A 24,505-nucleotide genomic window follows, 5' to 3' on the forward strand; every position below is an offset into this window, starting at 1 on the left:
CGAGCGGGTGTTGCGGGGTGCTGGAGGGTGCCGTCTCCAGGTCTGTGGGGTGCTGTCAGTGGACTGCCGGCCGCGGTGGCGAGTCCATGATCGTGGTCGGGTCGTCGATGATCTGGGTGACCACCATGCTCGCGGCGCCCCGGGAGGCGGCGCCGAAGCCGAGCGTGGAGGCGACGAATCGGCACTGGGCGGCGGGAGCGGCCACCACGAGCCGTTGCAGCTGATGTTGCGCGTGCGGCAGCAGCCACTCGGCCAGGGAGGCGAAGTAGCCGCCGATGACGATCACCCGCGGGTTGAACAGGTTGGCCAGGATCGAGCCACCGAGCCCGAGCCATTCGCCGACCTGCGCCACCGCCTTCGTCATCCGTACATCGCCCGAGGCCAGGCCGCGCGCGATGTCGGCCACTCGTTCGCCGGGGTCGGGCATCGGCATGCCGGGCAGCCCGTAGGCGTGCTCCGGCATCGCATCGCGGACGAGCGCGGCCAGGCCGACCTTGGTCTCCCAGCAGCCGATGCGGCCGCAGCCGCACTGGTCGCCGTTGGGGTCGAGCCGCAGATGACCGACCTCGCCGGAGAACCCGTCCGCGCCGCGCAGGAGCCGGCCCCCGGAGATGATGCCGCCGCCGACCCCGACCTCGCCGGTGAGATAGACCAGGTCGGACGTGCCTGCGGCGACACCCGAGATGTACTCGCCCAGCGCGGCGAGGTTGGCGTCGTTGTCCACCAGCACCGGTACGCTCAGCGGGCCGAGCACGGAGGTCAGCCGCTCGGCCAGCGGCAAATCATGCCAGTAGAGGTTCGGCGCGAACGTCACGACGCCGCGTGCCACGTCGACGAGCCCGGGGACGGCCACCGCTATGCCGGCGGGCGTCGCTCCGGCCCGGCACATCGCCTCCACGGCCTCCTTGGCCACGAGCCCGAGGCGGCGCACCGCACGATCCGGCGTGCTGCCCATCGCGTCGAAGACGACCCGGCGCTCGACCACGACCCGGCCGCTGAGGTCGGTGCCGTGGACGGCGATGTAGTCGACGTTGATCTCCATGCCCAGGGCGCCGACGTGTGCGCCGTGCAGCGCCACCGCCCGTCGGGGACGCCCGATCGCGCCCACGTGCTCGACGCCGACCTCCCGTACGAGCCGCCGTTCGAGGAGCTCGGCCATGAGGTTGGAGACGGTGGCGCGGTGCAGCCCGGTCGCCTCGGCGATGTCGGCACGGGACAGGGAGGTGTGGTCGCGCAGCTCACGCAGCACCGAGGAGAGGTTCGCCCTGCGCAGCGTGGCGGAGCCGGCCGAGGAAGCGCCCACGTTGGAGGTGCGGGTGAGGTGCCCGTTGGTCACTCGTGTCACCCGGCCTTTGTTTGTATCGGCGATCAATTAATGAGGGTTGTAACACGGAGGTGTCCGGCCACGCACCCCTGCACCGCGTAACGAGTTGGCATCGGTCGTCTTCGCGCAGTTCAGCAGGTCTTCGCCATGTCGTTACCGGACTGTTATGCGAGGTGCAACCGCTTTCCCTCTTGTGCTCTTCATCCGTTGCCCCTTTTAATTCGGCCAGCCATACGTACTAATTGAGTCCTAAGGAGACGCGTGCACCACGGCAGGGCTGACGCCCCAGCGACCGACTCGACGAGTCGGGGCCTGCCCGCGGGAGTTCCCGCGGACCAGACCACCGTGCGACGTTCCAACCTCGCTCTGGTGCTGCGTCACATCAGCGGGCACGGCCCGTGCTCCCGGTCCGCCGTCGCTGTCGAGACCGGGTTGAACAAGACCACCGTCACCAGCTTGGTGAGCGAGCTGCAGGCACGCGGGCTGGTCAAGGAGACAGGCCCGCAGCACGCGGGTTCCGTCGGCCGACCGAGTGTCGCGCTCGTCCTGGACGGCTCGCGGGTCGGCGCCCTGGGCGTGGAAGTCAACGTCGACTACATCGCGGCGATCGCCACCGACCTGGCAGGCAGGGTCCTCATCGACCGGCGGATCAGCTTCGACGCGATGGGATCCGGCCCGGAACGCTCGCTGGACGAGCTGGCCCGCGTGATCGAGAAGACCCTGGCCGACCTCGAACCGCTCGGAGTCACGCCGGCCGGGATCACCGTGGCCGTCCCCGGCCTGGTCGACACAACCGACGGCACCGTCGTCGTCGCCCCGAACCTCGGCTGGCGCGGCGTGAAGGTGGCGGAGCGACTGTCCCACGCCGACATTCCGGGTGACATCCCCATCGGGGTCGACAACGACGCCAACCTCGCGGCCCTGGCCGAGTACACCTTCGGCGTCGCGGCGGGCACCTCCGACCTGGTCTACCTGACCGGCGAGGTCGGCGTCGGCGGCGGCGTCATCTCCGGAGGCCGGTTGCTGGGTGGAGCGGACGGATTCGCCGGGGAGGTCGGGCACGTCGTGGTCGACCCGTCCGGCGAGGCGTGCCGCTGCGGCCTCACCGGCTGCTGGGAGACCAAGGTCGGGCTGGCCGCGCTCGTGCGCATGGCCACCCCCGACCGCGCGTACGGCATGCGCTCCCAGATCGTCCGCGACCCGGAGGAGCGGCTGGCCGAGATCGAGCAGCGGCGCGCCGAAGGAGACCCGAGGGTCGACGCGGCCGTCGCCGAGGTGGGCACGTGGCTCGGCATCGGGGCGGCCATGTTGGTCAACCTCTTCAACCCACGGACGATCGTGCTGGGCGGCTACTTCGCCAGGCTCGCCGACCTGCTCATCCCCGCGGCCGAGCGAGAGCTGGCCCGCCTCGGGATGAGCGGCGCCGCCGGCCGCTGCCGGTTCGTCGCCTCCGACCTCGGCTTCGGCGCCGCCTCGCGAGGAGCGGCCGGCGTCGTCGTCGAACGAGCACTGTCCGACCCCGCGAACATCGAGATCCGACATCCCCAGCCATCGGCATGACCGAACACCTCCGATCCCCCCACTAGACCTCCCGTCCGCCCGATCGCTCCGCCCGCCTCGGCACGCCCCGCCCACATAGGTGCCGCGGCCATGGCGCATGCCGTCAGGCGGACGGGAACCCGCCACCTCTCCCCCCAGAACGTCCCGCCCCGCCTGACCGGCAGTCCGGTGCCGTATCGGCATCGTTCACGCCGACCTCGATGCCGTCGGCGGTGCCAACCGGCGCCGTCAGGCGGGCGGGACCCGACCGCACCATGAATCCAGGGAGGCACCTGTGCCGCGGTCAACATCCGACTCGGCGTCTCTGCTCCACATGCGGGGAATCGTCAAACAGTTCCCCGGTGTCCGCGCCCTGAACGGGGTCGACCTCGACGTACGCGCCGGGGAAGTGCACTGCCTGCTCGGCCAGAACGGCGCAGGGAAGTCCACGCTCATCAAGATCCTGGCCGGGGCGCACCAGCCCGACGAGGGCACCATCACCTTCGCCGGCGAGGAAGCCCGCCTGTCCGGCCCCACCGCCGCGATCCGTCTCGGCATCTCCACGATGTACCAAGAGCTCGACCTGGTGGACGGGCTGAGCGTCACCGAGAACGTCTTCCTCGGCCATGAGCCGGCGAGCTTCGGCTTCTCCCGCAGGTCGGAGGCCGACCGGGCCACGGCCGAGCTGCTCAGGCGGCTGGGGCACGGGGAGATCCGCCCGCGTACCGAGGTGGGCCGGTTGTCCCCGGCGCACAAGCAGATCGTCAGCATGGCGAGGGCGCTGTCGCACTCGACCCGGCTCATCATCATGGACGAGCCGTCGGCCGCCCTGGCCCACGACGAGGTGGACAATCTCTTCCGGGTGATCCGCGACCTCACCTCCCAGGGCGTGGCGGTGATCTACATCTCCCACCGGCTGGAGGAGATCCGCGAGATCGGCGACCGGGTCACCGTGCTGAAGGACGGCCGTACGGTCGCCGTCGGGCTGCCGGCCAAGGAGACGCCCACCTCGCAGATCGTCTCCCTGATGACCGGCCGCAACGTCGAGTACGTCTTCCCGCCCCGCTCCTCGGCCCCGCCCGGCGAGGAGATCTTGCGCGTGGAGAACCTGACGCTGCCCGGCCGCTTCGAGAACGTCTCGTTCACCGTACGGGCGGGGGAGATCGTCGGGCTGGCCGGGCTGGTCGGCTCGGGCCGTAGCGAGATCATCGAGACGATCTACGGCGCGCGCAAGGGCAGCGGCCGGGTCGTCCTCGACGGGCGCACGGTGCGGCCGGGCAGCACCACCCGGGCGGTGCGGATGGGCATGGGCCTGGCCCCCGAGGAGCGCAAGGCGCAGGCGCTGCTGCTGGACCACTCGGTCGCGCAGAACATCACGCTGGCGAGCATGAGCCGCTACACCAAGCCGCGGTGGCTGGGCTGGCTCGACCGCCGCAGCGAGCTCGCCGAGGCCACGAGGCTGTCGCAGGCGCTGGACATCCGCCCGCCCGATCCGCTCCGGGCGATCAGGACGTTGTCGGGGGGCAACCAGCAGAAGGCGGTGCTGGGCCGCTGGCTGGCCGAGGACCGCAAGCTGCTGCTGCTGGACGAGCCCACGCGCGGTGTGGACGTCGGCGCCCGCGCCGAGCTGTACGCGCTGGTCCGCAAGCTGGCCGACGACGGCATCGGCGTGCTGCTGGTCTCCAGCGAGGTGCCCGAGGTGCTGGGCCTGGCCGACCGGGTGCTGGTCGTCCGCGAGGGTCGGATCGTCCATGAGGCGCCGGCCGAGGACCTGGACGAGCACCGCGTGCTCGACCTGGTGATGGTCTCCACAGGGTCGGCGTCCGGGGCCGACGAAGCGAATCCCCTAGAAGGAGCGTTCCATGACTGACGTTGATCAGAGCGCGCCGGCCGGCCCGCGCCTGAAAGCCGTGGGGGCGCGCGGCCGCCTCGGCCGGCTCGGCGAGATCCGCCATCTGGGTCTGGTCGCGGCGCTGGTGCTGCTGGCGATCGTGGGCGTGGTGACCAGACCGGAGAACTTCGCCACCCCCTCCAACCTGGTGAGCATCCTGGCGCTGGCCTCGACCATCGGCGTGATCACGGTCGGCTCGACGTTCGTGATCATCGGTGGTGGCATCGACCTGTCGGTCGGGGCGTTGATGGCATTGGCGTCGGTGTGGGCGACAACGCTGGCGACGCAGGCGTACGGGCCGGTCGTGATGATCGTGTGCGCGGTGCTGGTCGGCACCGGCGCCGGATTGCTGAACGGATTCCTCATCGCCTACGGGCGGATGGTGCCGTTCATCGCGACGCTGGCCATGATGGTGGCCGCGCGCGGCTTGGCCCAGCGCATGTCCAACCAGCGCACCCAGCTGGTCCAGCCGGACAACTCGCTGATCGTCGACCTGTCGACCACGCGGGTGCTCGGGCTGCCGCTGCTGGTGTACATGTTCGCGCTGGTGGTGCTGGTCGGCTGGCTGGTGCTCAACCGCACGACGTTCGGCCGGCGCACGTACGCGGTGGGCGGCAACCCCGAGGCGGCCCGCCTGGCCGGCATCGACATACGCAAGCACACGCTGATGTTGTACGCGCTGTCGGGCCTGTGCTGCGGGATCGCCGCCGTGCTGATCATGGCGCGGACCACCACCGGCTCCTCCACCCACGGCGACCTGTACGAGCTGGACGCGATCGCCGCGGTGATCATCGGCGGGACGCTGCTGAGCGGCGGCAAGGGCACGATCATCGGGTCGATCCTCGGTCTGCTGATCTTCACGGTGATCACCAACCTGTTCATCCTGAACGGCCTGAACACCGCCGACCAGCTCGTCGCCAAGGGCGCGATCATCGTCGCCGCCGTGCTCCTGCAGCGGCGAAGTCTCAAATCACCTCTATGACCCACCGAAACCCTTCCGTCCCTGACCCGGGCCCCACCCATCGGAGAAATACATGAGCAAGAACGTCGGCCGTCGAGGGCTGTTCGCGAGCGGCGCCGTCCTCGGCGCGGGCGCCCTCCTCGCGGCCTGCACCAGTAACGAGCCCGCTGCCGTGTCGGCCTCCTCCTCCGCCGCCCCGCAGGCGGCGGCGTCGGCCGGGACGGACAACGACAAGCCGGGCGAGCAGGTCGTCATCGGCTTCTCGGCCCCGGCCGCCGACCACGGCTGGATCGCGGCCATCAGCAAGAACGCGCAGGAGGCGGCCAAGCAGTACTCCGACGTCACGCTGAAGGCGGTCGAGCCGACCAACGACATCAACCAGCAGATCTCGGCGGTGGAGTCGCTGATCCAGGCCAAGGTCAACGCGCTGGTGATCCTGCCCAACGACGGCCAGCAGCTCAACCAGGTCGCCCGGCAGGCGATGGACGCGGGCATCCCGGTGATCAACGTGGACCGGGTCTTCCCCGACAAGCTGTCGTACCGGACCTGGATCGGCGGCGACAACTACGGCATGGGCGTGGCCGCCGGGCACTTCATCGGCAAGACCCTCAAGGACAAGGGGGTGTCGAACCCGGTGATCCTGGAGATCCAGGGCATCGCCACGCTGCCGCTGACCCAGGAGCGCAGCAAGGGCTTCGCCGACGCCCTGCAGATGTACGGGTTCAAGGTGACCGCCAAGCAGGACGCCAAGTTCACCGTCGAGTCGGGCACGCAGGTCGCCGGCAACCTGCTCCAGGCGCACAAGAAGATCGACGCGATCTGGAACCACGACGACGACCAGGGCATCGGCGTGCTGGCTGCGATCAAGGAGGCCGGCCGCGACGAGTTCATCATGGTCGGCGGCGCCGGCTCGGCCAACGCGATGCGCGACATCCAGGCCGATTCCGGCGTGCTGAAGGCCACCGTCACCTACCCCGCGACGATGGCCGCCTCCGCGATCAAGCTCGCCCGCCTGATCGCTCAGGGCAAGGGCATGAGCGACCTGATGGAGAACGAGGTGCCGCAGTCGATCACGCTCGCCTCGCAGACCGTGAGCAAGGACAACGTCGCCAAGTACCTCCCGTCGGGGTTCGAATCATGAGGCCGGTGGCCGGCGTCGGCATGGTCGGGTACGCCTTCATGGGCCGCACCCACTCCCAGGCCTGGCGCAACGTGGACGCCTTCTTCGACCTGCCGCTCCGGCCCGCCATGGTCGCGCTGGCCGGCAGGAACCCCGAGGCGACCGAGCAGGCTGCGGCGAAGCTGGGCTGGGCGCACGCGGAGACCGACTGGAAGCGCGTGCTCGACCGTGACGACGTGCAGATCGTCGACATCTGCACGCCCGGCGACAGCCACGCCGAGATCGCCATCGCGGCGCTGGCCGCGGGCAAGCACGTCATCTGCGAGAAGCCGCTGGCCAACAGCGTCGCCGAGGCCGAGGAGATGGCCGCCGCCGCCCGCGCCGCCGCCGGACGGGGCGTACGGGCGATGGTGGCCTTCAACTACCGCCGCGTCCCGGCCGTCGCGCTCGCCAGACGGTTCGTGGCCGAGGGCAAGCTTGGACAGATCCGGCACGTACGAGCCCAGTACCTGCAGGACTGGATCGTCGACCCCGACTTCCCGCTGGTGTGGCGGCTGCAGAAGGACAAGGCCGGATCGGGCGCGCTCGGCGACATCGGCGCCCACATCATCGACACCGCCCAGTACGTCACCGGCGAGCGGCTGACCGGCGTCTCCGCCATGACCGAGACGTTCGTCAAGGAACGCCCGCTGGCCGCCGCGTCGTCCGGCCTGTCGGCCGGCAGCGGCACGGGCAAGGGGTCGGTCACCGTCGACGACGCCGCACTGTTCAACGGGCGGCTCACCGGCGGCGGCCTGGCCTCCTTCGAGGCCACCCGCTTCGCGACCGGCCGCAAGAACGCGCTGCGCATCGAGATCAACGGATCCCTGGGCAGCCTGGCCTTCGACTTCGAGTCGATGAACGAGCTGTGGTTCCACGACCACACCCTCGACGACGCCGAAGCCGGGTTCCGGCGGGTGCTGGTCACCGAGCCCGGCCACCCGTACGCGGGCGCCTGGTGGCCGCCCGGACACGGCCTGGGCTACGAGCACGCCTTCACCCACGAGGTGAAGGACTTCATCGAGGCGATCGCCGCCGGCACCGACCCCGAGCCGTCCTTCGACGACGGGCTGCAGGTGCAGCGGGTGCTGGCGGCCGTCGAGCAGAGCGCGGCTGACGACAGCCGCTTCACCCCTGTGGAGGTTTCATGACCCGGCCCATCACGCTGTTCACCGGGCAGTGGGCGGACCTGCCGTTCGAGGAAGTCTGCCGCCTGGCCTCGGAATGGGGCTACGACGGCCTGGAGATCGCCTGCTGGGGCGACCACTTCGAGGTCGACAAGGCCCTCGCCGACGACTCCTACGTCGAGCGCAGGAAGGAAACCCTGGCCAAGCACAACCTGCGGGTGTGGACGATCTCCAACCACCTCGTCGGCCAGGCCGTCTGCGACAACCCGATCGACGAACGGCACAAGGGCATCCTGCCCGCCCGCATCTGGGGCGACGGCGAGCCAGAAGGCGTACGGCGGCGCGCCGCCGAGGAGATGAAGGACACCGCCCGCGCGGCGGCCAAGCTGGGCGTCAAGACCGTGGTCGGGTTCACCGGCTCGTCGATCTGGCACACCGTGGCCATGTTCCCGCCGGTGCCGCCGTCGATGATCGAGGCCGGGTACCAGGACTTCGCCGACCGGTGGAACCCGATCCTCGACGTCTACGACGAGGTGGGCGTGCGCTTCGCCCACGAGGTGCATCCGAGCGAGATCGCCTACGACTACCACACCACCGTCCGCACGCTGGAGGCCATCGGGCACCGGCCCGCGTTCGGGCTGAACTGGGACCCCTCCCACATGGTGTGGCAGGAGCTGGACCCGGCGGGCTTCATCCTCGACTTCGCCGACCGGATCTACCACGTCGACTGCAAGGACGCCAAGGTGCGCACCGGCAACGGCCGCCGCGGCCGGCTGTCGTCGCACCTGCCCTGGGCCGACCTGCGCCGCGGCTGGGACTTCGTCTCCACCGGCCGGGGCGACGTGCCCTGGGAGGACTGCTTCCGGGCCCTGAACGCGATCGGCTACGACGGCCCGATCTCCGTCGAGTGGGAGGACGCGGGCATGGACCGCCTGGTCGGCGCGCCCGACGCGCTGGCGCTGATCCGCGACCTCAACGCCATCACCCCGCCCACGGCCGCCTTCGACGCCGCTTTCTCGGCCGAGTAGCGCGCCTCGCCGGGACGGCGGCACCGCCGTCCCGGCTGACCGATCGCGAGAAGAACAGCGAGAGGAAAGCAATGAGAACGGGATTATGGCTGATCGGGGCACGAGGATCGGTCGCGGTCACCAGCATGATCGGCGCACTGGCGATCCGGGCCGGCCTGGCCGCGCCGACCGGATGCGTCCTGGAGACGCCGGAACTGCGCCATGACGCCCTGCCCGGCATCGGGGACCTGGTCTTCGGCGGCCACGACATCTCCTCCACACCCCTGGACAAGAAGGCGGCCGCGCTGGCCGAGGCGGGAGTCGTCCCGGACGGGCTGGCGAGCGCGGTGCAGGACGCGCTGCTCGGCATCGAGCAGCGCGTGCGGCCCCTGCCGGTCGCCGCGACGCAGGGCGAGACCGCCCGCGCCATCGCCGCCGACCTCGACCGGTTCCGCGCCGGGCACGACCTGGACCGGGTCGTCGTGATCAACGTCTCCACCACGGAACCGGCGCCGTCACCGCACCTCGCGCACGCCGACCTCGACGCGCTGCGTTCCGCGCTGGACGGTCCGGACCCGGTTCTCCCGCCCAGTGCCCTGGCCGCCTACGCCGCGCTGTCCGCCGGCTGCCCGTACGTCGACTTCACGCCCTCCACCGGCGCCCGCCTGCCCGCGCTCGACGCCCTCGCCCGGGAGAAGGCCCTCCCGTACGGCGGCCACGACGGCAAGACCGGCGAGACGCTGGTCAAGTCGGTGCTCGCCCCGATGTTCGCCCAGCGCAACCTGAAGGTGCGCACCTGGTCCGGGATCAACCTGCTGGGCGGCGGTGACGGCGCGAACCTGGCGGATCCGGCCGCCAACGCGGCCAAGGCCGCCAGCAAGCAGCGTGTGCTCCCCGAGACGCTCGGTTACGTCCCGCAGGGTGACACCCGGATCGACTTCGTCGAGGACCTCGACGACTTCAAGACCGCCTGGGACCTGATCTCCTTCGAGGGCTTCCTCGGAACCCGCATGCGCATGGAGTTCACCTGGCACGGCTGCGACTCCGCCCTGGCCGCACCGCTCGTCCTGGATTTGGCACGCCTGACCGCCGCCGCCCACCGGGCTGGGCGCACGGGGCCGCTCACGGAACTCGCCTTCTTCTTCAAGGACCCCCTCGGAGAGGTGCCTCACGGGCTGGCCGAGCAGTGGCAGTCGTTGCGGGCCGCCGTCGAAGCGTACGCGAGCGCCCCGCGATGACGGCGCCGCGAGACCTGCTGGACCTGGTCCGGGCTCCTGCCGCGCTGTCGGTCCCCGGCGACGTGATCGCCGGGGCGGCCGCCGGTGGGGTGCTCGGCCGCCGTACCGTCGGGCTGGCCTGCGCCTCGGTCTGCCTGTACTGGGCGGGAATGGCGGCCAACGACTGGGCCGACCGGCGTCTCGACGCCGTCGAACGCCCGGAACGTCCCATCCCCTCAGGGCGGGTGCCCGCCGGAGCGGCTCTCGGCGTCGCGGTGGGCCTCACCGCTGCCGGGCTCGCCGTGGCAGGGCTCGCGGGCGGCCGGCGTGCCCTGGCGGTCGCCGTCCCGCTGGCCGCCGCCGTCTGGGCGTACGACGTGGCCGCCAAGGGCACCCGCGCCGGTCCCCTGACCATGGCCCTCTGCCGCACCCTCGACGTCCTCCTCGGCACCGCCCCCGCCCTTTCCACCAGGCATGTCGCGGACGCGTTGCCTGCCGCGGTCACGGTCGGCGCGCACACGTACCTGCTGACCGCGCTCTCGCGGGCGGAGGTGTCGGGCACCGGTCCGCGCCTGCCCGCGCTCACCCTCTCAGGAACCGTCGCGCTCGCCGCCGTCACCGCCCGCGGCGGCGCGAGCCCCGATCGGGCGGCCGTCACCGTCCGCACCGGCGTGAGCCTCACGCAGCCGGCCCTCGCCGCCTGGTACGCCGCGCAGTTCGGGCTCTCCCAGGCCCGCGCAGTCGCCGACCCCCGCGCGGGCCGGGTGCGCGACGCGGTCAGCGCGGGCATCGTCAGCCTGCCCGCCCTCCAGGCGGCACTCACCGCGCGCGCCGGCGCGGCCCGCGTCGCGCTCGCCCTCTGGGCGGCGGTCCCGCTGGCCCGGCGCCTGGTCAGAAGGATCTCCGCGACATGACGCGATTCGGCTACGGCACCAACGGCTTCGCCAACCACCGCCTGACCGACGCCCTCGACGTCATCGCCGGCCTCGGCTACGAGGGGGTGGCCCTGACGCTCGACCACTGCCACCTCGACCCGTACGCCGATGGCCTGGGACGGCGCGTGGCGCGGGTCGCCGACCGGCTGCGCGACCTCGGCCTGGCGGTGGTCGTCGAGACCGGCGCGCGTTACCTGCTCGACCCGCGCCGCAAGCACGCCCCGACCCTGCTGGACGACGACCGCGACCGCCGGGTGGACTTCCTGAGCCGCGCCGTCGCCGTCGGCGCGGATCTCGGGGCTGAGGCGGTGTCGTTCTGGTCTGGCGTACGCCCGGCCGGCGTCGACCGGGCCACCGCCTGGGATCGGCTGGTCGACGGCTGCGGGCGGGTTCTCGACGCCGCGCGGCGGGCCGGCGTGCCGCTGGGGTTCGAGCCCGAGCCGGGCATGCTCGTCGAGACGATCGCCGGCTGGCGGACGCTGCACCAGGCGCTCGGCTCCCCGGACGGCTTCGGCATCACCCTGGACATCGGGCACTGCCGCTGCAACGAGCCCCAGCCGGTGCCCGACTGCGTCGCCGCCCTCGCCGGGCACCTGGTCAACGTACAGATCGACGACATGCGGCGCGGCGTGCACGAACACCTGGAGCTCGGCGAAGGGGAGATCGACTTCCCGCCAGTGCTGCGGGCGCTCGCCGACGCGGGCTACCGGGGCCTGGTCGCGGTCGAGCTGCCCCGGCACAGCCACGCCGCGCCCGTCGTGGCCGCGCGTTCGATCGAGTTCCTGCGCGACGCCGAGCGGGCCTCCAACGTAGGAAGGACGGCATGACAGGTCCGGAGCGGCTGCGCGCCGCGCTTCGGGAGACGCTGCGGGAGACCTCTCGGGCGGAATGGGTGGACGCCGCGCTCGCCGAGGCGGGCGAGCGGCCCGAGACGATCAGCCGGTCCTTCGCCCAGGCCGGACGGCGGGCCGGGCGCACCCCGCTGCCCGGCGTGCCCGGCTGGACGGCGGACGAGGCCACCCGCGCGCTGCTGCTGGCCGCGCTGCCGCCGGACCGGGCCGTGGCCGGGATCGCCGACCTCTACCACCACGGCGACGCCGACGAGAAGCAGGCCGCGCTCAAGGCCCTGCCGATGCTCGCCGTCGGCGTAGCGGGCCTGCCGCTCCTGCACGACGCCATCCGCACGAACGACGCCCGCCTGCTGACCGCCGCGCTCGGCCCCTACGCCCGTCACCTCGACCAGGCCGCCTGGCGGCAGGCGGTGCTCAAGTGCGTCTTCATGGGCGTGCCGCTGATCGCCGTGGACGGGCTGGAGGAGCGGGCCGACCTTGAGCTGGCGGAGATGCTGGCCGCGTTCGCCGACGAGCGCGCGGCCGCGGGACGCCCGATGCCCGCCGACGCCGCCGCCCTGCTCGACCGTCTGACCCGCGAGGAGTCCTGATGCGCATCTTCGACCCGCACATCCACATGACGTCCCGCACCACCGATGACTACGCGCGGATGGCCGCCGCCGGCGTCCGGGCCGTCGTGGAGCCCGCCTTCTGGCTGGGCCAGCCGCGCACCGGCCCCGGCTCCTTCACCGACTACTTCGACTCGCTGATCGGCTGGGAGCCGTACCGGGCCGCCCAGTTCGGTGTCGTCCACCACGCGACGATCGCGCTGAACCCCAAGGAGGCCAACGACCCCCGCTGCCGTCCCGTTCTCGACCTGCTGCCGCGTTACCTGGACAAGGACCGGGTCGTCGCGGTCGGTGAGATCGGCTACGACTCGATGACCCCGGAGGAGGACGACGCCTTCGAGCGGCAGCTCGGCCTCGCCCTCGAGCACGACCTGCCGGCGCTCGTGCACACCCCGCACCGCGACAAGGCCGCCGGCACGCGGCGCACGCTGGAGGTCGTCGCCGCCTCCGGCATCGCGCCCGAGCGGGTCGCCGTGGACCACCTCAATGAGGTCACCGTCGAGATGGTCCGCGAGGCCGGATGCTGGACGGGCTTCTCCATCTACCCCGAGACGAAGATGTCGCCGCCCCGCATGGTGGAGATCCTGCGGCGGTACGGCCCCGACCGGATGCTGGTCAACTCCGCCGCCGACTGGGGCGTCTCCGACCCGCTGCTCACGCTGGAGACCGGGAGGGCCATGCTGGCGGCCGGGTTCACCGACGACGACGTCGACCGGGTGTTGTGGCGCAACCCCGTCGAGTTCTACGGCCAGTCGGGACGGCTCGACCTGACCGCCTCCGCCTCGGGCGGGGAAACCTTCGAAGGCAGCTCCATCAAGCGCGGCGGCAGCTGATGCGGCTCCGCCACGCGGGAGGAACCCCGCTGCACCTGTCCTACTGCACCAACGTGCACGCCGCCGAGGACCTCGACGGCATCCTTGCCCAGCTCGACGTCTACGCGGTCCCGATCCGCGCCCGCCTCGGCACGGACGTCCTCGGGCTCGGGCTCTGGCTGGCGGCGCCCGTCGCCGCCGCCCTGGCCGCCGACCCCGCCCTGCGGGCCCGCCTGCGCCGCGAGCTGTCCGTACGGGGGTTGGAGGTGGTCACGCTCAACGGCTTCCCCTACCGCTCCTTCCAGGACCCGGTCGTCAAGCACGCCGTCTACCGTCCCGACTGGACCACCCGGGACCGCCTGACGTACACGCTGGACCTGGCGCTCGTTCTCGCCGACCTGCTTCCCGACGACGCGGCCCGTGGGTCGGTCTCGACGCTGCCGCTCGCCTGGCGCGACCCGTGGGACACCGCGACCGCCGACCGCGCCGCCCGCCGTCTCGATCGGCTCGCCGCCGGCCTGGCCGCGGTCGAGTCCGCCACCGGGCGGCCGGTACGGGTCGGCTTCGAGCCCGAACCCGGCTGCGTCGTGGAGACGACGGCGCAGGCGGTGGCCCGGCTCGCCGACGTCGACCGCGACCGGCTCGGCGTCTGCCTGGACCTGGCCCACCTGGCCTGCGCGTGGGAGGATCCGGCCGACGCGCTGAAAGAGCTGGGCCGCGCCGGCCTGCCCGTCGTCAAGGTCCAGCTCTCCGCCGCCCTGGAGTCCGCCGAGCCTGACGTCCTGCGCGAGTACGCCGAGCCGCGCTTCCTGCACCAGACGCGCAACCCGGCGGGGGAGTCCGCCGACGACCTCGACGAGGCGTTCGAACGGTCGCTGCCCGGACCGTGGCGGGTCCACTACCACGTCCCCCTCCACGTCACGCCGGCCGCGCCGCTGGCCACGACCGTCCCCGTGCTGCGCGCGGCGCTGGCGGAACTCCTCGGCGGGCCGCGGCCGCTCTGCGACCACTTCGACGTGGAGACCTACACCTGGGGGGTGCTGCCGCCCGCGCTGCGTCCGCGGAACCCTGAGCAGCTCGCCGCCGGTATCGCCGGGGAGCTGGACTTCGCCCGTGCCGAGCTGCACAAGCTGGGAGTGACCTCATGACATCGCTGCTGGTCCTGGACGTGGTGGGGCTGACCCCTCGGCTGCTGGCGCACATGCCGCGGCTGCGGGCCGTCGCCGAGGGCGGCTTCCAGGCCGAACTCGGCACCGTCCTGCCCGCCGTCACCTGCTCGGTCCAGTCCACGTTCCTCACCGGCCTGCCGCCCTCCGGCCATGGCGTCGTCGGCAACGGCTGGTACTTCCGCGACCTCGGCGAGGTCCTGCTGTGGCGGCAGCACAACGCGCTCGTCGGCGGGGAGAAGGTGTGGCAGGCCGCCCGCCGCGAGCGGCCCGGCCTCACGGTGGCGAACGTGTGCTGGTGGTACGCGATGGGCGCCGACGTCGACTGGACGGTCACCCCCCGGCCGATCTACTACGCCGACGGCCGCAAGGAGGCCGACTGCTACACCCACCCGCCGGAGCTGCACGACGAGCTCACCGCGGAGCTGGGCACGTTCCCCCTGTTCACCTACTGGGGCCCCGGGGCGGGCCTTGCCTCCTCGGCCTGGATCTGCCGCGCCACCCAGCACGTCATGACCGCGCACGACCCCGACCTGACCCTGGCCTACATCCCGCATCTCGACTACGACCTGCAACGGTACGGCCCGTCCGACCCGCGCGCCGCCGCGGCGGCCGCCGAGCTCGACACAGTGCTGACGCCGTTGCTGGACACCGCCGCGGTGGCGGGCCGGACGGTCGTCGTGCTGTCGGAGTACGGCATCACCGACGTCTCCCGCCCGGTCGACGTCAACCGGACGCTCCGCGCGGAGGGATTCCTGCACGTCCACACCCAGGACGGCATGGAGTACCTGGACCCGTGGACGTCGCGCGCGTTCGCCGTCGCCGACCACCAGGTGGCGCACGTCTACGTGGCCGACCTCGCCGACGTGCCGGCCGTCGCCGAGCTCTGCGCCGCCCTTCCCGGCGTCGCCGAGGTGCTCGACGACGCGGGGAAGAAGGCGTACGGCCTGGACCACCCCCGCTCCGGCGACCTGGTCCTGCTCGCCGAGCCCGAGGCGTGGTTCACCTACTACTACTGGCTCGACGACGCCCGCGCACCCGACTTCGCCCGCCTCGTCGACATCCACCGCAAGCCCGGCTACGACCCGGCCGAGCTCTTCTTCGACCCGGCGAACCCCGGCGCCGCCAAGCGCAGGGCCGGGGTGGCGCTGCTGCGCAAGAAGCTCGGCCTGCGCCACCTCATGAACGTCGTCGGCCTCGACCAGGGCGCCCGCGCCGTACGAGGCTCGCACGGGCTGCTCCCCGCCGATGCCGCCGACGGGCCGGTGCTGCTCTGCTCGGACCCGTCCCTGGGCAAGGACCGGTTCGAGGCGACGGAGGTCAAGGACCTGCTGCTGCGCCTCTGCCGCCTGCCTTGAGCCGGGCCGGATTGTCGAGACACGCCTGCACGACCGAGTTGGCCGCGCCGAGGAGAGGCCCGTCCGAGCCCAGGCGCGAGACGATCACCGCGCCCTGGCCCACGCGGCCCGGATCCATGACCCGGCGGTCCAGCTCCCGCTCCAGGGCGGGCAGCAGCCACGGCAGCAGCGGGGAGTGCCCGCCGCCGAGGATCACCTTCTGCGGATCGAGGAGGTTCACGACGCCGGCGAGGGCGATGCCGAGTGCCTTGCCGGCCTCGCGCAGGGCACGCCGTACCTGCTGGTCGCCCTCGCGGGCGCGTTCCGCCAGAAAGGCGATGCGGCCGCCCGGACCCGGATGCAGGGCCGCGACCCGCGCCAGATCGACGCCGCTCGACCGCAGCAGGGCTTCCTCGCCCGCGTATCGCTCCAGGCAGCCTCGGCCGCCGCAGGCGCACGCCGGGCCTTCGGGGCGTACCGGAACATGGCCGAGTTCCCCCGTGAAGCCGTGCGTCCCGCGCAACAGGCGTCCGTCGATGACGATGGCCGCACCGATGCCGATCTCCGCGGAGACGTGCACGAAGTTGCGGAGGGAAGGGTCGTGCGCCCCGAGCCACAGTTCGGCGAGCGCGCCGTGGTTGGCCTCGTTGTCGACCGTCAGCGGGAGAGCGGGGAGCGCGGGGGCGAGGTCCACGCCTTCCCAGCCCAGGTTGGGGGCGCGTACCACGGACGACGACCCGCGCGCCACCAGGCCGGGCACCGCGACGGCGAGCCCCGCCGGTCGTAGCCCCTGGCCCTCCGCCTCCGCCGAGACCTTCCGGACGAGCCTCGCGAGGTCGCGCAGCACGGGCCCCGGCTCGCGCCCCCGGTTGGCGCCCTCGTACGTGACCCGCGCCCGCACCCGCCCGCTGAGGTCCACCGCGCACACGGCGAGGCGATCGACCCCGATCTCCGCCCCGAGACCCGCCGGTCCCTGGTCGTTGAGCTGCAGCGCGCTGCCGGGACGTCCTACGGTTCCCGGGCGCGACGGTCCCAGCTCCACGAGCAGCCCGTCGCGGATCAGCTCGTCGACGAGCGTCGAGACGGCGGCCCGCGTCAAGCCGATGTGGGCCGCGACGGAAGCGCGGGACAGCGGGCCGAGCCGAGCCACGGCGTGCGCGACGAGCGAGAGGTTGCGCCGGCGCATCTCCTGCTGGGTGATGGACGGTGGCTCTGACACCTGGACTCCTCTAGACCGGTCGTCGTGTCTCTCCGGCTCCGTGCCACCGGGGGTGGCGGAGGCGGCTCGTGTGGAGAGACCCGGACTCCGCGGTGCGAAGTGAGAACCGCCAGGTGTCAGGCTACGGCGCGGGCGGCCTCATCCACGCCGCAGCAGTCCTTCCGCCCCGGACATGACCTCGCTGATGCGGTGCGACGCCTCGTCGTCGCGCTGGACCGGTTCGTACAGGGCGCCCTCGGCGGTGGCCCAGCCGAGCGCCACCGCCGCCGGGTCGGCGTCGAGCAGCAGCCCGGCGGCCTGCGCGGCGGCTCCCAGGGCGACCAGTTCCCTGGCCTCCGGCACCTGGACGGGACGGCCGCTGAGCCTGCGGACGGTCTCGCGCCAGGCCGTGCCCTTGGCACCGCCGCCGATGAGCAGGATGGGGGCGTCCGGCGGGCCGTCCTCGTCGAGGACCCGGTCCAGGGCGGTGAGCAGGGCGAAGACGGCGCCGTCGTACGCGGCCTGGAGCACCTGCCCGGGTGTCGTGTCGTGGCGCAGCCCGTACAGCAGCCCGGAGGCCAGGGGCAGGTCGGGCGTGCGCTCGCCGTCGAAGAAGGGAAGCAGGACGGCCGAGCCGCCCTGCTCGACCGCCTCGCGGTCGCGGCCGAGGAGGCCGGCGATCTTGTCCACGGCCAGCGTGCAGTTGAGCGTGCAGGCTAGCGGCAGCCACGCGTCGCGGGCGTCGGCGAACCCCGAGACGATCCCCGTCGGGTCGGCGGGTCTGCGGACAGTGACGGCGTAGACCGTGCCGGAGGTCCCGAGGCTGAGCACCGGCCGCCCCGGACGCAGCCCGAGCCCGAGTGCCGCCGCCATGTTGTCGCCGGTGCCCGCCGCGACCAGCGCGCCGGGCGCCAAGGGCAGGCCAGGCAGGTTCCGTACGGTCCCGGCCGCCGCGCCCTGCGGCAGGAGCCGCGGCAACAGCTCGGGGGAGAGCCCGACGTGCTCCAGGATCTCCTCGTCGTACGTCCCGGAGGCGGCCGCCCACCAGCCGGTGCCCGAGGCGTCGCCGCGGTCGGTCGTGCCCTGCCCGGTGAGCCGTTCGGTCAGGTAGTCGTGGGGGAGGCGGACGGCCGCGGTCGCGCGGACCGCCTCCGGCTCGTTCTCGCGCAGCCAGGCCCACTTCGTGACCGTGAACGACGGCGCGGGAACGCTGCCGGTCCTCTCCGCCCACGCCTGGGGGCCGCCCAGCTCGCCGATGAGCCGGTCACGCTGGGGGGAGGAGCGGACGTCGTTCCACAGCAGCGCGGGGCGTACCGGCCGGCCGGAGCGGTCCAGCGTGACGAGCCCGTGCTGCTGGCCGGCGATGGAGACGGCGGCGGCCCGCGAGGCGTACGGTCCGCACTGGGCGAGCGCCTCCCGCAGCGCCGCCCACCACTGCTCGGGGTCGCTCTCCTTGCCGTCGCCCGTGGGCCCGCCGCTCATGGTGTGCGGGGCCTGTCCCCGCGCGACCACGGCGCCGGTGGCGGCATCGACGACCAGCGCCTTCGTCGATTGCGTGGAGCTGTCCACGCCGATGACCAAGGGGCCTTCCTGCACGGGTACGGCTGCCGCCATCTGTTCGCCCTCGCGTCCTTCGTCTCGAACCCGGGATGCGGATGAAGGGTTCCCCGGGACGTCTCAATGTACTAATTTGTCAATCGGCATGACAAATGGCAGGGAGGCAGCATGAGTTACACCCCCACCCCGGAGGACCGGTTCAGCTTCGGCCTGTGGACGGTCGGCTGGGAGGGAAGGGACCCCTTCGGTGAGGCCACCCGGCAGGCCCTCGATCCCGCCGAGACCGTGCGACGGCTCGCCGGTCTCGGCGTCTACGGCGTGACGTTCCACGACGACGACCTGATCCCGTTCGGCTCCTCCGACGCCGAGCGCGAAGAGCACATCAAGCGGTTCCGCAAGGCCCTGGACGAGACCGGTCTCGTCGTCCCCATGGCCACGACGAACCTCTTCACCCAGCCCGTCTTCAAGGACGGCGCCTTCACGGCCAACGACCGGGACGTGCGCCGCTACGCGCTGCGCAAGACCATCCGCAACATCGATCTCGCCGCCGAGCTCGGCGCGAAGACGTACGTCGCCTGGGGAGGCCGCGAAGGCGCGGAGAGCGGCGCCGCCAAGGACGTCCGCACCGCGCTGGAGCGGATGAAGGAGGCCTTCGACGTGCTCGGCGCGCACGTCGTCGAGCAGGGCTACGACATGCGCTTCGCCATCGAGCCGAAGCCGAACGAGCCGCGCGGCGACATGATCCTGCCGACCATCGGACACGTCCTGGCCTTCATCGAGCAGCTGGAACGGCCCGACATGTACGGCGTCAACCCCGAGGTCGGCCACGAGCAGATGGCGGGGCTGAACTTCCCGCACGGCATCGCGCAGGCGTTGTGGGCGGGCAAGCTCTTCCACATCGACCTCAACGGCCAGAACGGCATCAAGTACGACCAGGACCTGCGCTTCGGGGCCGGTGACCTGAGGGCCGCCTTCTGGCTGGTGGACCTGCTGGAGACCGGCGGCTACGACGGCCCCCGCCACTTCGACTTCAAGCCGCCGCGGACCGAGGACATCGACGGCGTCTGGGCCTCGGCCGCCGGCTGCATGCGCAACTACCTGATCCTCAAGGAGCGGGCCGCGGCCTTCCGCGCCGACCCGGAGGTGCAGGAGGCCCTGCGTGCCTCACGCCTGGACGAACTCGCGCTGCCGACACTGGGCGAGGGCGAGACCGTGGCCGACTTCCTCGCGGACCGCACCGCCTACGAGGACTTCGACGTGAAGGCCGCCGCGGAGCGCGGAATGGCCTTCGAACGCCTCGACCAGCTCGCCATGGATCACCTGCTGGCGGCGCGCGGCTGAAGACGCTTGACCGCGTCCGGTCGGCTCAAGGCTGGAGTCGACCGGACCCGTCGTCGGCGGCGTACTCGCCGACGGCGGGGTCGTGAGGGCTGCGGCGCAGCCGGTCGCGCAGGAGCACCGGGAGTAGCGCGCATTCATCAATGAATGTGATTATTTCGCTCGAATCAATCGCTCTTGACGATAATCTGGCCGTCATGGCTGACGTGGAACTGCGCCACCTGAGGACGATGGCCGCCATCGCCGAGGAGGGGACGTTCGGCCGGGCGGCGGTTCGCCTCGGCTACACCCAGTCGTCGGTGAGCCAGCAGATCGCCGCGCTGGAGAAGGCCGTCGGCGGGGCCGTCTTCGACCGGCCGGGAGGTCCCAGGCCGGTGCGCGCCACTCCTCTCGGCGAGCTGGTCCTGGCCCACGGGCGTGATCTGCTCGCGAGGTCGGAGGCGCTGACCGACGCCGTCGATCGGTTCAAGGCGGGTCACGGCCGAATCGACATCGGCACCTTCCAGGGCGCGACCCGGTTGATCCTGCCCGCAGTGGTGCGCGGGTTGCTGGGCGAGCACCCCGGCTGCGACGTCAGGCTGTCGGAAGTGGCACCTGAGAACCCGGACATCGGAGATCTCGACCTGTTGTTCCACTACGACCGCATCGACGGCGACGTCGAACACGTCGAGCTGCTGGATGAGCCTCACCTCCTGGTGGCCGCCGCGGGCGCGTTCCCCGACGGTCCGGTGCCGGTCGAACTGCTCGACGACACTCCCATGGTCGCCTGGCCGCCCACCGTCCACCAGAGATGGCTGGAACGGGAGCTCGCCGGCGCGGGCGCCCGGCCGCGGATCGTGTTCCGCACGGCCGGCCACGAAACCGTCGTGTCGATGGTGCGGGTGGGCCTGGGCTCGGCGGTGTTGCCCTGGCTCGCCCTCCTGGGGTCGGACGTCTGGTCCGACGACCGGCTCCGTATCCATCGGCTGGAACCGCCGCCCACCTGCACGTGGTACCTGTGTCGGCCGGCCGGGCGCACCCGCTCGCCGCTGGCGGCCCGGGCCATCGACCTCGCCGTCGCAGCCGCCGCTGAGCTGGCCGGCCAGATGGAACACGGTATATCGCTGTAGGCGATCGACTCGATCGAAAATCATAGCTTTTCGCGATGGGGCGGCCAGGCCTAGCGTGCCGGACATGAACGCCAACCAAGATCACCCCGAGCGGCTCCTCGACATCAACGGCATAAAGCTCTGCGTCCAGACGTTCGGCGACCCGGCTGCGCCCGCCCTGCTGCTCATCGGCGGCGCTGAGGCGTCGATGGACTGGTGGGACGACGACTTCTGCGAGCGCCTCGCCGCCGGCGGCCGGCACGTCATCCGGTACGACACCCGGGACACCGGCCGCTCCACGACCTTCCCGCCCGGCGCGCCGCCGTACGGAAACGACGCCCTGTTCGACGACGCCGTCGGCCTGCTCGACGAACTCGGCATCGCGGCCGCCCACATCGTCGGCGTCTCCATGGGCGGCGGAATCGCCCAGCGCCTGGCCGTGCGCCACCCCGGCCGGGTCGCCTCCCTGACGCTCATCGCCACCAGCCCGGGCGGACCCGGCGGTCCCGACCGCCATGACCTGCCGCCGATGAGCGCCGAACTGGCGAAGCGGTTCGCCGAGGACGGCGACCAGACGCCCGACTGGTCCGACCGCGAGGCCGTCATCGCGTACTACACCGACGGCGAGCGCACCTTCGCGGGCACCATTCCCGTCGACGAGGAGCGGATGCGCCGCATCGCCGGCCGCGTCTGGGACCGCAGCCCGTCCCCTGCGTCGGCGCAGAACCACTGGCAGCTCGACGGCGGCGAGCCCGTCCGCGGCCGCCTCGCCGAGATCGCGGCGCCCACGCTGGTGTTGCACGGCACCGCGGACCCGCTGCTCCCGTACGGGCACGGCGAGGCGCTGGCACGGGAGATCCCGGGAGCCCGGTTGGTCCCGCTCGAGGGCATGGGGCACCAGATGCCACCGCCGGAGCTCTGGGACGTCGCGATCGCAGAGATCCTTTCGGTCTCCAGCGGAGAGCGCCCGTGAGCCGGCTGCGATCGGCACTCTGGCTGCCGCTCTTCGACGAGCTCGCCGACCCGCGGGCGGTGGCGAACCTGGCCGCCGACGCGGAGGAGGCCGGGTGGGACGGCTGCTTCGTGTGGGATCACCTGTCCTGGCGGGAGCCGGTCCAGCAGGTCGCCGACTCGTGGATCACGCTGGCGGCGGTCGCGACCGCCACCGAGCGGCTGCGGCTCGGTCCGATGGTGGCGACGCTCGCCCGCCGGCGTCCGGCCAAGGTGGCGCGGGAAACCGCGACACTGGACCAGCTGAGCGACGGCCGCCTCACCCTGGGCGTCGGACTCGGCAGCGATCGGTTCGGCGGCGAGCTGTCCAGGACCGGCGAGCAACTCGACGACCGGCAGCGGGGGCGGATGCTCGATGAGTCCTTGGCCATCCTGGCCGCCGCGTGGTCCGGAGAGCCGGTGCGCCACCGCGGCGAGCATTACACCGTCGACGACATCACGTTCCTGCCGCAGCCGGTTCAGCGGCCAGGCGTGCCGGTATGGGCCGCCGGATTCCCCGGCAACGTCAAGCCGATCCGCCGGGCCGCCCGGCTCGACGGCTTCTTTCCGATCAACCTGGAACGCCCGGACCAGCTCGCCGAGGTCGCCGGCACCCTCACCGAGCTGCGAAACGGCGACATGGCCTCGTACGACATCGCCGTCAGCCTGCCCGCCGGCGTCGACCCGCTGCCGTACGCCGCCGCCGGCGCGACCTGGTGGCTGACGGAGTTCGACCCGGGTGTACGGCTCGACACGGTACGCGGCGTACTCCGCGACGGCCCGGCGAACCCGGGCGACGGCGCCTGAGCCGCTTCACCGGCCTTCCTGATCTCCGACGAGTCGTCCTGCGTCAGCGGCGCGGAGATCCCCATGGACGGCGGGCACACCGCCCACGACGGCGCCGGATCCATCTCCGACGCCTCCGCTGACCGGCGATTCATCACTCCGCTCCTGGGCAGACCGCATGGTCTGATCGGATGAGGAGGAGAAACGTCGTGAACGGCGAGATGCATCAGGATCGGATGACCCGGCGGTTGTGGCCCGGCGGAGCGGAGGTGGGCGCGGTCGGGCTCGGCTGCATGGGGATGACGTGGGCGTACGGCGACTCCCCGGACGCCGAGGACCCCCGTACCGTCATCGGGCGGGCGTTGGACCTGGGCGTGAACTTCCTCGACACCGCCGACGTGTACGGACCCTTCACCAACGAGGAGACCGTCGGCAGGGCCATCGCCGGACGGCGGGAGGAGGTCGTGCTCGCCACCAAGGGCGGCAACGTCGCGCGGACCACCGGGAACGGCGCCCCCGCCCTGCCTGTGCCGGACGGAAGGCCCGAGCATCTGCGCGCGGCCGTCGACGCCTCGCTCCGGCGGCTGGGCGTGGACCATGTCGACCTGTACTACCTGCACCGCCCGGACCCCGAGGTGCCGGTCGAGGAGAGCGTCGGCGCCCTGGCCGAGATGGTGGCGGCGGGCAAGGCGCTGGCCGTGGGGGTCTCGGAGTTCAGCCTGGAACAGCTCGACCGGGCGCAGGCCGTCCACCCGATCAAGGCCGTGCAGTCGGAGCTGTCCCTGTGGACGAGAGACCACCTGTCCACGTCGCTGGAGTGGTGCGCCCGCCACGACGCCGCCTTCGTCGCCTACTCACCGCTCGGCCGCGGTTTCCTGACCGGCCGCTTCCGTGAGGCCGGCTTCTCCCCGGACGACTACCGCTCCCGCAACCCCCGCTTCCAGGAGGAGAACCTGAAGGCCAACCTGGTCATCGTGAACGCGGTGGAGCGGATCGCCGCACGGCACCAGGCGACCGCGGCCCAGGTCGCCCTCGCCTGGACGCTCGCCCAGGGAGAGCACGTCGTCCCGATTCCGGGGAGCCGGCGTCGCTCACGGGTGGAGGAGAACGCCGCCGCGGCACGCCTCAGGCTCACCCCGGAAGACCTCGCGGACCTGGACGCGTTGCCCGCACCGGCCGGCAGCCGGTACTGACCCGCCGACCCCGGGAGGGGGCGGGCCGAAGTTCCGACACCCTACGTTGTCATCCGCGAGATGGAGTGGTCGGTCGTTGTGGGGCAGGGGATGTCGTACCGGAGCGATGCCACGGTTGGGTATACGGCGACAACGTGGCGCAGCGACCAGCGAAATGCGGCGCGCCCACGTACCCGTACTCGATCACGATTTACGGCCCGTGGAAGTGCCCTGACGATGTGGCATGCGTAGTTGTCGCCGTTCACGGTGAACCTGGCTGTATTCGTGGTCCTGACTACCGCCCCGCTCGTTGTTCGATTGCAGGCCGGTTGCGTGAATGCCCGGGTGAGGCGGTCGCGTCGGGGCACGTCGATGTCGGCGTCGACGAGATCGAGCAGCGCCCGCAGAGGGCCGGCCTGCTGCGGGGTCCGATGTGGTCGAT

At 72.1% G+C, this 24,505-nt stretch carries 21 protein-coding genes; 18 read left to right on the forward strand and 3 right to left on the reverse strand.

What is annotated here, in order from left to right:
• Window positions 1–55 precede the first annotated feature (55 nt).
• On the reverse strand, window positions 56–1,336 hold the full coding sequence (locus AB0J76_RS11995; RefSeq protein WP_352327218.1) for an ROK family transcriptional regulator: 1,281 nt from the start codon (window positions 1,334–1,336) through the stop codon (window positions 56–58).
• Between the two features lie 333 nt (window positions 1,337–1,669).
• Here AB0J76_RS11995 and AB0J76_RS12000 point away from each other — a divergent pair, with 333 nt between their 5' ends.
• The 13 genes from AB0J76_RS12000 to AB0J76_RS12060 all read left to right on the forward strand — a co-directional run bounded on the left by AB0J76_RS12000 (window position 1,670) and on the right by AB0J76_RS12060 (window position 15,955).
• A complete protein-coding gene (locus tag AB0J76_RS12000) occupies window positions 1,670–2,884 on the forward strand; it encodes an ROK family transcriptional regulator (protein WP_352327219.1) in 1,215 nt (404 codons plus the stop codon).
• A 313-nt stretch (window positions 2,885–3,197) separates the two neighbouring features.
• Entirely contained in the window at window positions 3,198–4,733 is a 1,536-nt protein-coding gene (locus AB0J76_RS12005; RefSeq protein WP_352327220.1) for a sugar ABC transporter ATP-binding protein, read from the forward strand.
• Window positions 4,726–5,736, forward strand: a complete 1,011-nt coding sequence (locus AB0J76_RS12010) for an ABC transporter permease (protein WP_352327221.1) — start codon at window positions 4,726–4,728, stop codon at window positions 5,734–5,736. The genes AB0J76_RS12005 and AB0J76_RS12010 overlap by 8 nt, the downstream gene beginning before the upstream one ends.
• A gap of 52 nt (window positions 5,737–5,788) precedes the next feature.
• On the forward strand, window positions 5,789–6,856 hold the full coding sequence (locus tag AB0J76_RS12015) for a substrate-binding domain-containing protein (RefSeq protein WP_352327222.1): 1,068 nt from the start codon (window positions 5,789–5,791) through the stop codon (window positions 6,854–6,856).
• Window positions 6,853–8,025: a Gfo/Idh/MocA family oxidoreductase gene (locus AB0J76_RS12020; protein WP_352327223.1), complete on the forward strand. Its 1,173-nt coding sequence runs from the start codon at window positions 6,853–6,855 to the stop codon at window positions 8,023–8,025. Before AB0J76_RS12015 ends, AB0J76_RS12020 begins: the two co-directional genes overlap by 4 nt.
• The gene (locus AB0J76_RS12025; RefSeq protein WP_352327224.1) at window positions 8,022–9,029 is read left to right on the forward strand and encodes a sugar phosphate isomerase/epimerase family protein; all 1,008 of its coding nucleotides are present in this window, start codon (window positions 8,022–8,024) and stop codon (window positions 9,027–9,029) included. The genes AB0J76_RS12020 and AB0J76_RS12025 overlap by 4 nt, the downstream gene beginning before the upstream one ends.
• Window positions 9,030–9,100: 71 nt before the next feature.
• Window positions 9,101–10,246, forward strand: coding sequence for an inositol-3-phosphate synthase (locus AB0J76_RS12030; RefSeq protein WP_364389392.1), 1,146 nt, complete (start codon window positions 9,101–9,103; stop codon window positions 10,244–10,246).
• Complete coding sequence (locus AB0J76_RS12035) at window positions 10,243–11,139, forward strand: SCO3242 family prenyltransferase (RefSeq protein ID WP_352328390.1); 897 nt, start codon at window positions 10,243–10,245, stop codon at window positions 11,137–11,139. The genes AB0J76_RS12030 and AB0J76_RS12035 overlap by 4 nt, the downstream gene beginning before the upstream one ends.
• Entirely contained in the window at window positions 11,136–11,987 is an 852-nt protein-coding gene (locus tag AB0J76_RS12040; protein WP_352328391.1) for a sugar phosphate isomerase/epimerase family protein, read from the forward strand. Before AB0J76_RS12035 ends, AB0J76_RS12040 begins: the two co-directional genes overlap by 4 nt.
• Window positions 11,984–12,601 (forward strand): EboA domain-containing protein, encoded by a 618-nt coding sequence (locus AB0J76_RS12045; protein ID WP_352328392.1) that lies wholly within the window; start codon window positions 11,984–11,986, stop codon window positions 12,599–12,601. The genes AB0J76_RS12040 and AB0J76_RS12045 overlap by 4 nt, the downstream gene beginning before the upstream one ends.
• Window positions 12,601–13,452 (forward strand): TatD family hydrolase, encoded by an 852-nt coding sequence (locus AB0J76_RS12050; protein WP_352328393.1) that lies wholly within the window; start codon window positions 12,601–12,603, stop codon window positions 13,450–13,452. The genes AB0J76_RS12045 and AB0J76_RS12050 overlap by 1 nt, the downstream gene beginning before the upstream one ends.
• Window positions 13,452–14,579: a metabolite traffic protein EboE gene (gene eboE, locus AB0J76_RS12055; RefSeq protein WP_352328394.1), complete on the forward strand. Its 1,128-nt coding sequence runs from the start codon at window positions 13,452–13,454 to the stop codon at window positions 14,577–14,579. The genes AB0J76_RS12050 and eboE overlap by 1 nt, the downstream gene beginning before the upstream one ends.
• Entirely contained in the window at window positions 14,576–15,955 is a 1,380-nt protein-coding gene (locus AB0J76_RS12060; protein WP_352328395.1) for a nucleotide pyrophosphatase/phosphodiesterase family protein, read from the forward strand. Before eboE ends, AB0J76_RS12060 begins: the two co-directional genes overlap by 4 nt.
• Here AB0J76_RS12060 and AB0J76_RS12065 read toward each other — a convergent pair.
• Both AB0J76_RS12065 and xylB read right to left on the reverse strand, forming a co-directional pair.
• On the reverse strand, window positions 15,918–17,153 hold the full coding sequence (locus AB0J76_RS12065) for an ROK family protein (RefSeq protein ID WP_352328396.1): 1,236 nt from the start codon (window positions 17,151–17,153) through the stop codon (window positions 15,918–15,920). The genes AB0J76_RS12060 and AB0J76_RS12065 overlap by 38 nt on opposite strands.
• A gap of 138 nt (window positions 17,154–17,291) precedes the next feature.
• On the reverse strand, window positions 17,292–18,746 hold the full coding sequence (gene xylB / locus AB0J76_RS12070) for a xylulokinase (protein ID WP_364389397.1): 1,455 nt from the start codon (window positions 18,744–18,746) through the stop codon (window positions 17,292–17,294).
• Between the two features lie 111 nt (window positions 18,747–18,857).
• Here xylB and xylA point away from each other — a divergent pair, with 111 nt between their 5' ends.
• From xylA to AB0J76_RS12095, 5 genes are all read left to right on the forward strand, one after another.
• A complete protein-coding gene (xylA, locus tag AB0J76_RS12075) occupies window positions 18,858–20,030 on the forward strand; it encodes a xylose isomerase (protein ID WP_352326383.1) in 1,173 nt (390 codons plus the stop codon).
• A 194-nt stretch (window positions 20,031–20,224) separates the two neighbouring features.
• On the forward strand, window positions 20,225–21,136 hold the full coding sequence (locus AB0J76_RS12080; protein ID WP_352326381.1) for a LysR family transcriptional regulator: 912 nt from the start codon (window positions 20,225–20,227) through the stop codon (window positions 21,134–21,136).
• A 64-nt stretch (window positions 21,137–21,200) separates the two neighbouring features.
• Window positions 21,201–22,088: an alpha/beta hydrolase gene (locus AB0J76_RS12085; protein WP_352326379.1), complete on the forward strand. Its 888-nt coding sequence runs from the start codon at window positions 21,201–21,203 to the stop codon at window positions 22,086–22,088.
• On the forward strand, window positions 22,085–22,912 hold the full coding sequence (locus tag AB0J76_RS12090) for an LLM class flavin-dependent oxidoreductase (RefSeq protein ID WP_352326378.1): 828 nt from the start codon (window positions 22,085–22,087) through the stop codon (window positions 22,910–22,912). The genes AB0J76_RS12085 and AB0J76_RS12090 overlap by 4 nt, the downstream gene beginning before the upstream one ends.
• Before the next feature lie 215 nt (window positions 22,913–23,127).
• Window positions 23,128–24,084 carry an aldo/keto reductase gene (locus AB0J76_RS12095; protein WP_352326387.1) on the forward strand — a complete coding sequence of 319 codons (957 nt, stop codon included), beginning with the start codon at window positions 23,128–23,130 and terminating at the stop codon, window positions 24,082–24,084.
• Window positions 24,085–24,505: the final 421 nt, after the last annotated feature.

The organism is Nonomuraea sp. NPDC049624 (genome assembly GCF_040675255.1).
Lineage (GTDB): Bacteria > Actinomycetota > Actinomycetes > Streptosporangiales > Streptosporangiaceae > Nonomuraea.

Excerpts from the sequence above, each read along its gene's own strand:
- AB0J76_RS12005 (WP_352327220.1), top strand. The coding sequence starts at position 3,198 with ATGCGGGGAATCGTCAAACAGTTCCCCGGTGTCCGCGCCCTGAACGGG.
- AB0J76_RS12010 (WP_352327221.1), top strand. The coding sequence starts at position 4,726 with ATGACTGACGTTGATCAGAGCGCGCCGGCCGGCCCGCGCCTGAAAGCC.
- AB0J76_RS12015 (WP_352327222.1), top strand. The coding sequence starts at position 5,789 with ATGAGCAAGAACGTCGGCCGTCGAGGGCTGTTCGCGAGCGGCGCCGTC.
- AB0J76_RS12020 (WP_352327223.1), top strand. The coding sequence starts at position 6,853 with ATGAGGCCGGTGGCCGGCGTCGGCATGGTCGGGTACGCCTTCATGGGC.
- AB0J76_RS12025 (WP_352327224.1), top strand. The coding sequence starts at position 8,022 with ATGACCCGGCCCATCACGCTGTTCACCGGGCAGTGGGCGGACCTGCCG.
- AB0J76_RS12030 (WP_364389392.1), top strand. The coding sequence starts at position 9,101 with ATGAGAACGGGATTATGGCTGATCGGGGCACGAGGATCGGTCGCGGTC.
- AB0J76_RS12035 (WP_352328390.1), top strand. The coding sequence starts at position 10,243 with ATGACGGCGCCGCGAGACCTGCTGGACCTGGTCCGGGCTCCTGCCGCG.
- AB0J76_RS12040 (WP_352328391.1), top strand. The coding sequence starts at position 11,136 with ATGACGCGATTCGGCTACGGCACCAACGGCTTCGCCAACCACCGCCTG.
- AB0J76_RS12045 (WP_352328392.1), top strand. The coding sequence starts at position 11,984 with ATGACAGGTCCGGAGCGGCTGCGCGCCGCGCTTCGGGAGACGCTGCGG.
- AB0J76_RS12050 (WP_352328393.1), top strand. The coding sequence starts at position 12,601 with ATGCGCATCTTCGACCCGCACATCCACATGACGTCCCGCACCACCGAT.
- eboE (WP_352328394.1), top strand. The coding sequence starts at position 13,452 with ATGCGGCTCCGCCACGCGGGAGGAACCCCGCTGCACCTGTCCTACTGC.
- AB0J76_RS12060 (WP_352328395.1), top strand. The coding sequence starts at position 14,576 with ATGACATCGCTGCTGGTCCTGGACGTGGTGGGGCTGACCCCTCGGCTG.
- xylB (WP_364389397.1), bottom strand. The coding sequence starts at position 18,746 with ATGGCGGCAGCCGTACCCGTGCAGGAAGGCCCCTTGGTCATCGGCGTG.
- xylA (WP_352326383.1), top strand. The coding sequence starts at position 18,858 with ATGAGTTACACCCCCACCCCGGAGGACCGGTTCAGCTTCGGCCTGTGG.
- AB0J76_RS12080 (WP_352326381.1), top strand. The coding sequence starts at position 20,225 with ATGGCTGACGTGGAACTGCGCCACCTGAGGACGATGGCCGCCATCGCC.
- AB0J76_RS12085 (WP_352326379.1), top strand. The coding sequence starts at position 21,201 with ATGAACGCCAACCAAGATCACCCCGAGCGGCTCCTCGACATCAACGGC.
- AB0J76_RS12095 (WP_352326387.1), top strand. The coding sequence starts at position 23,128 with ATGACCCGGCGGTTGTGGCCCGGCGGAGCGGAGGTGGGCGCGGTCGGG.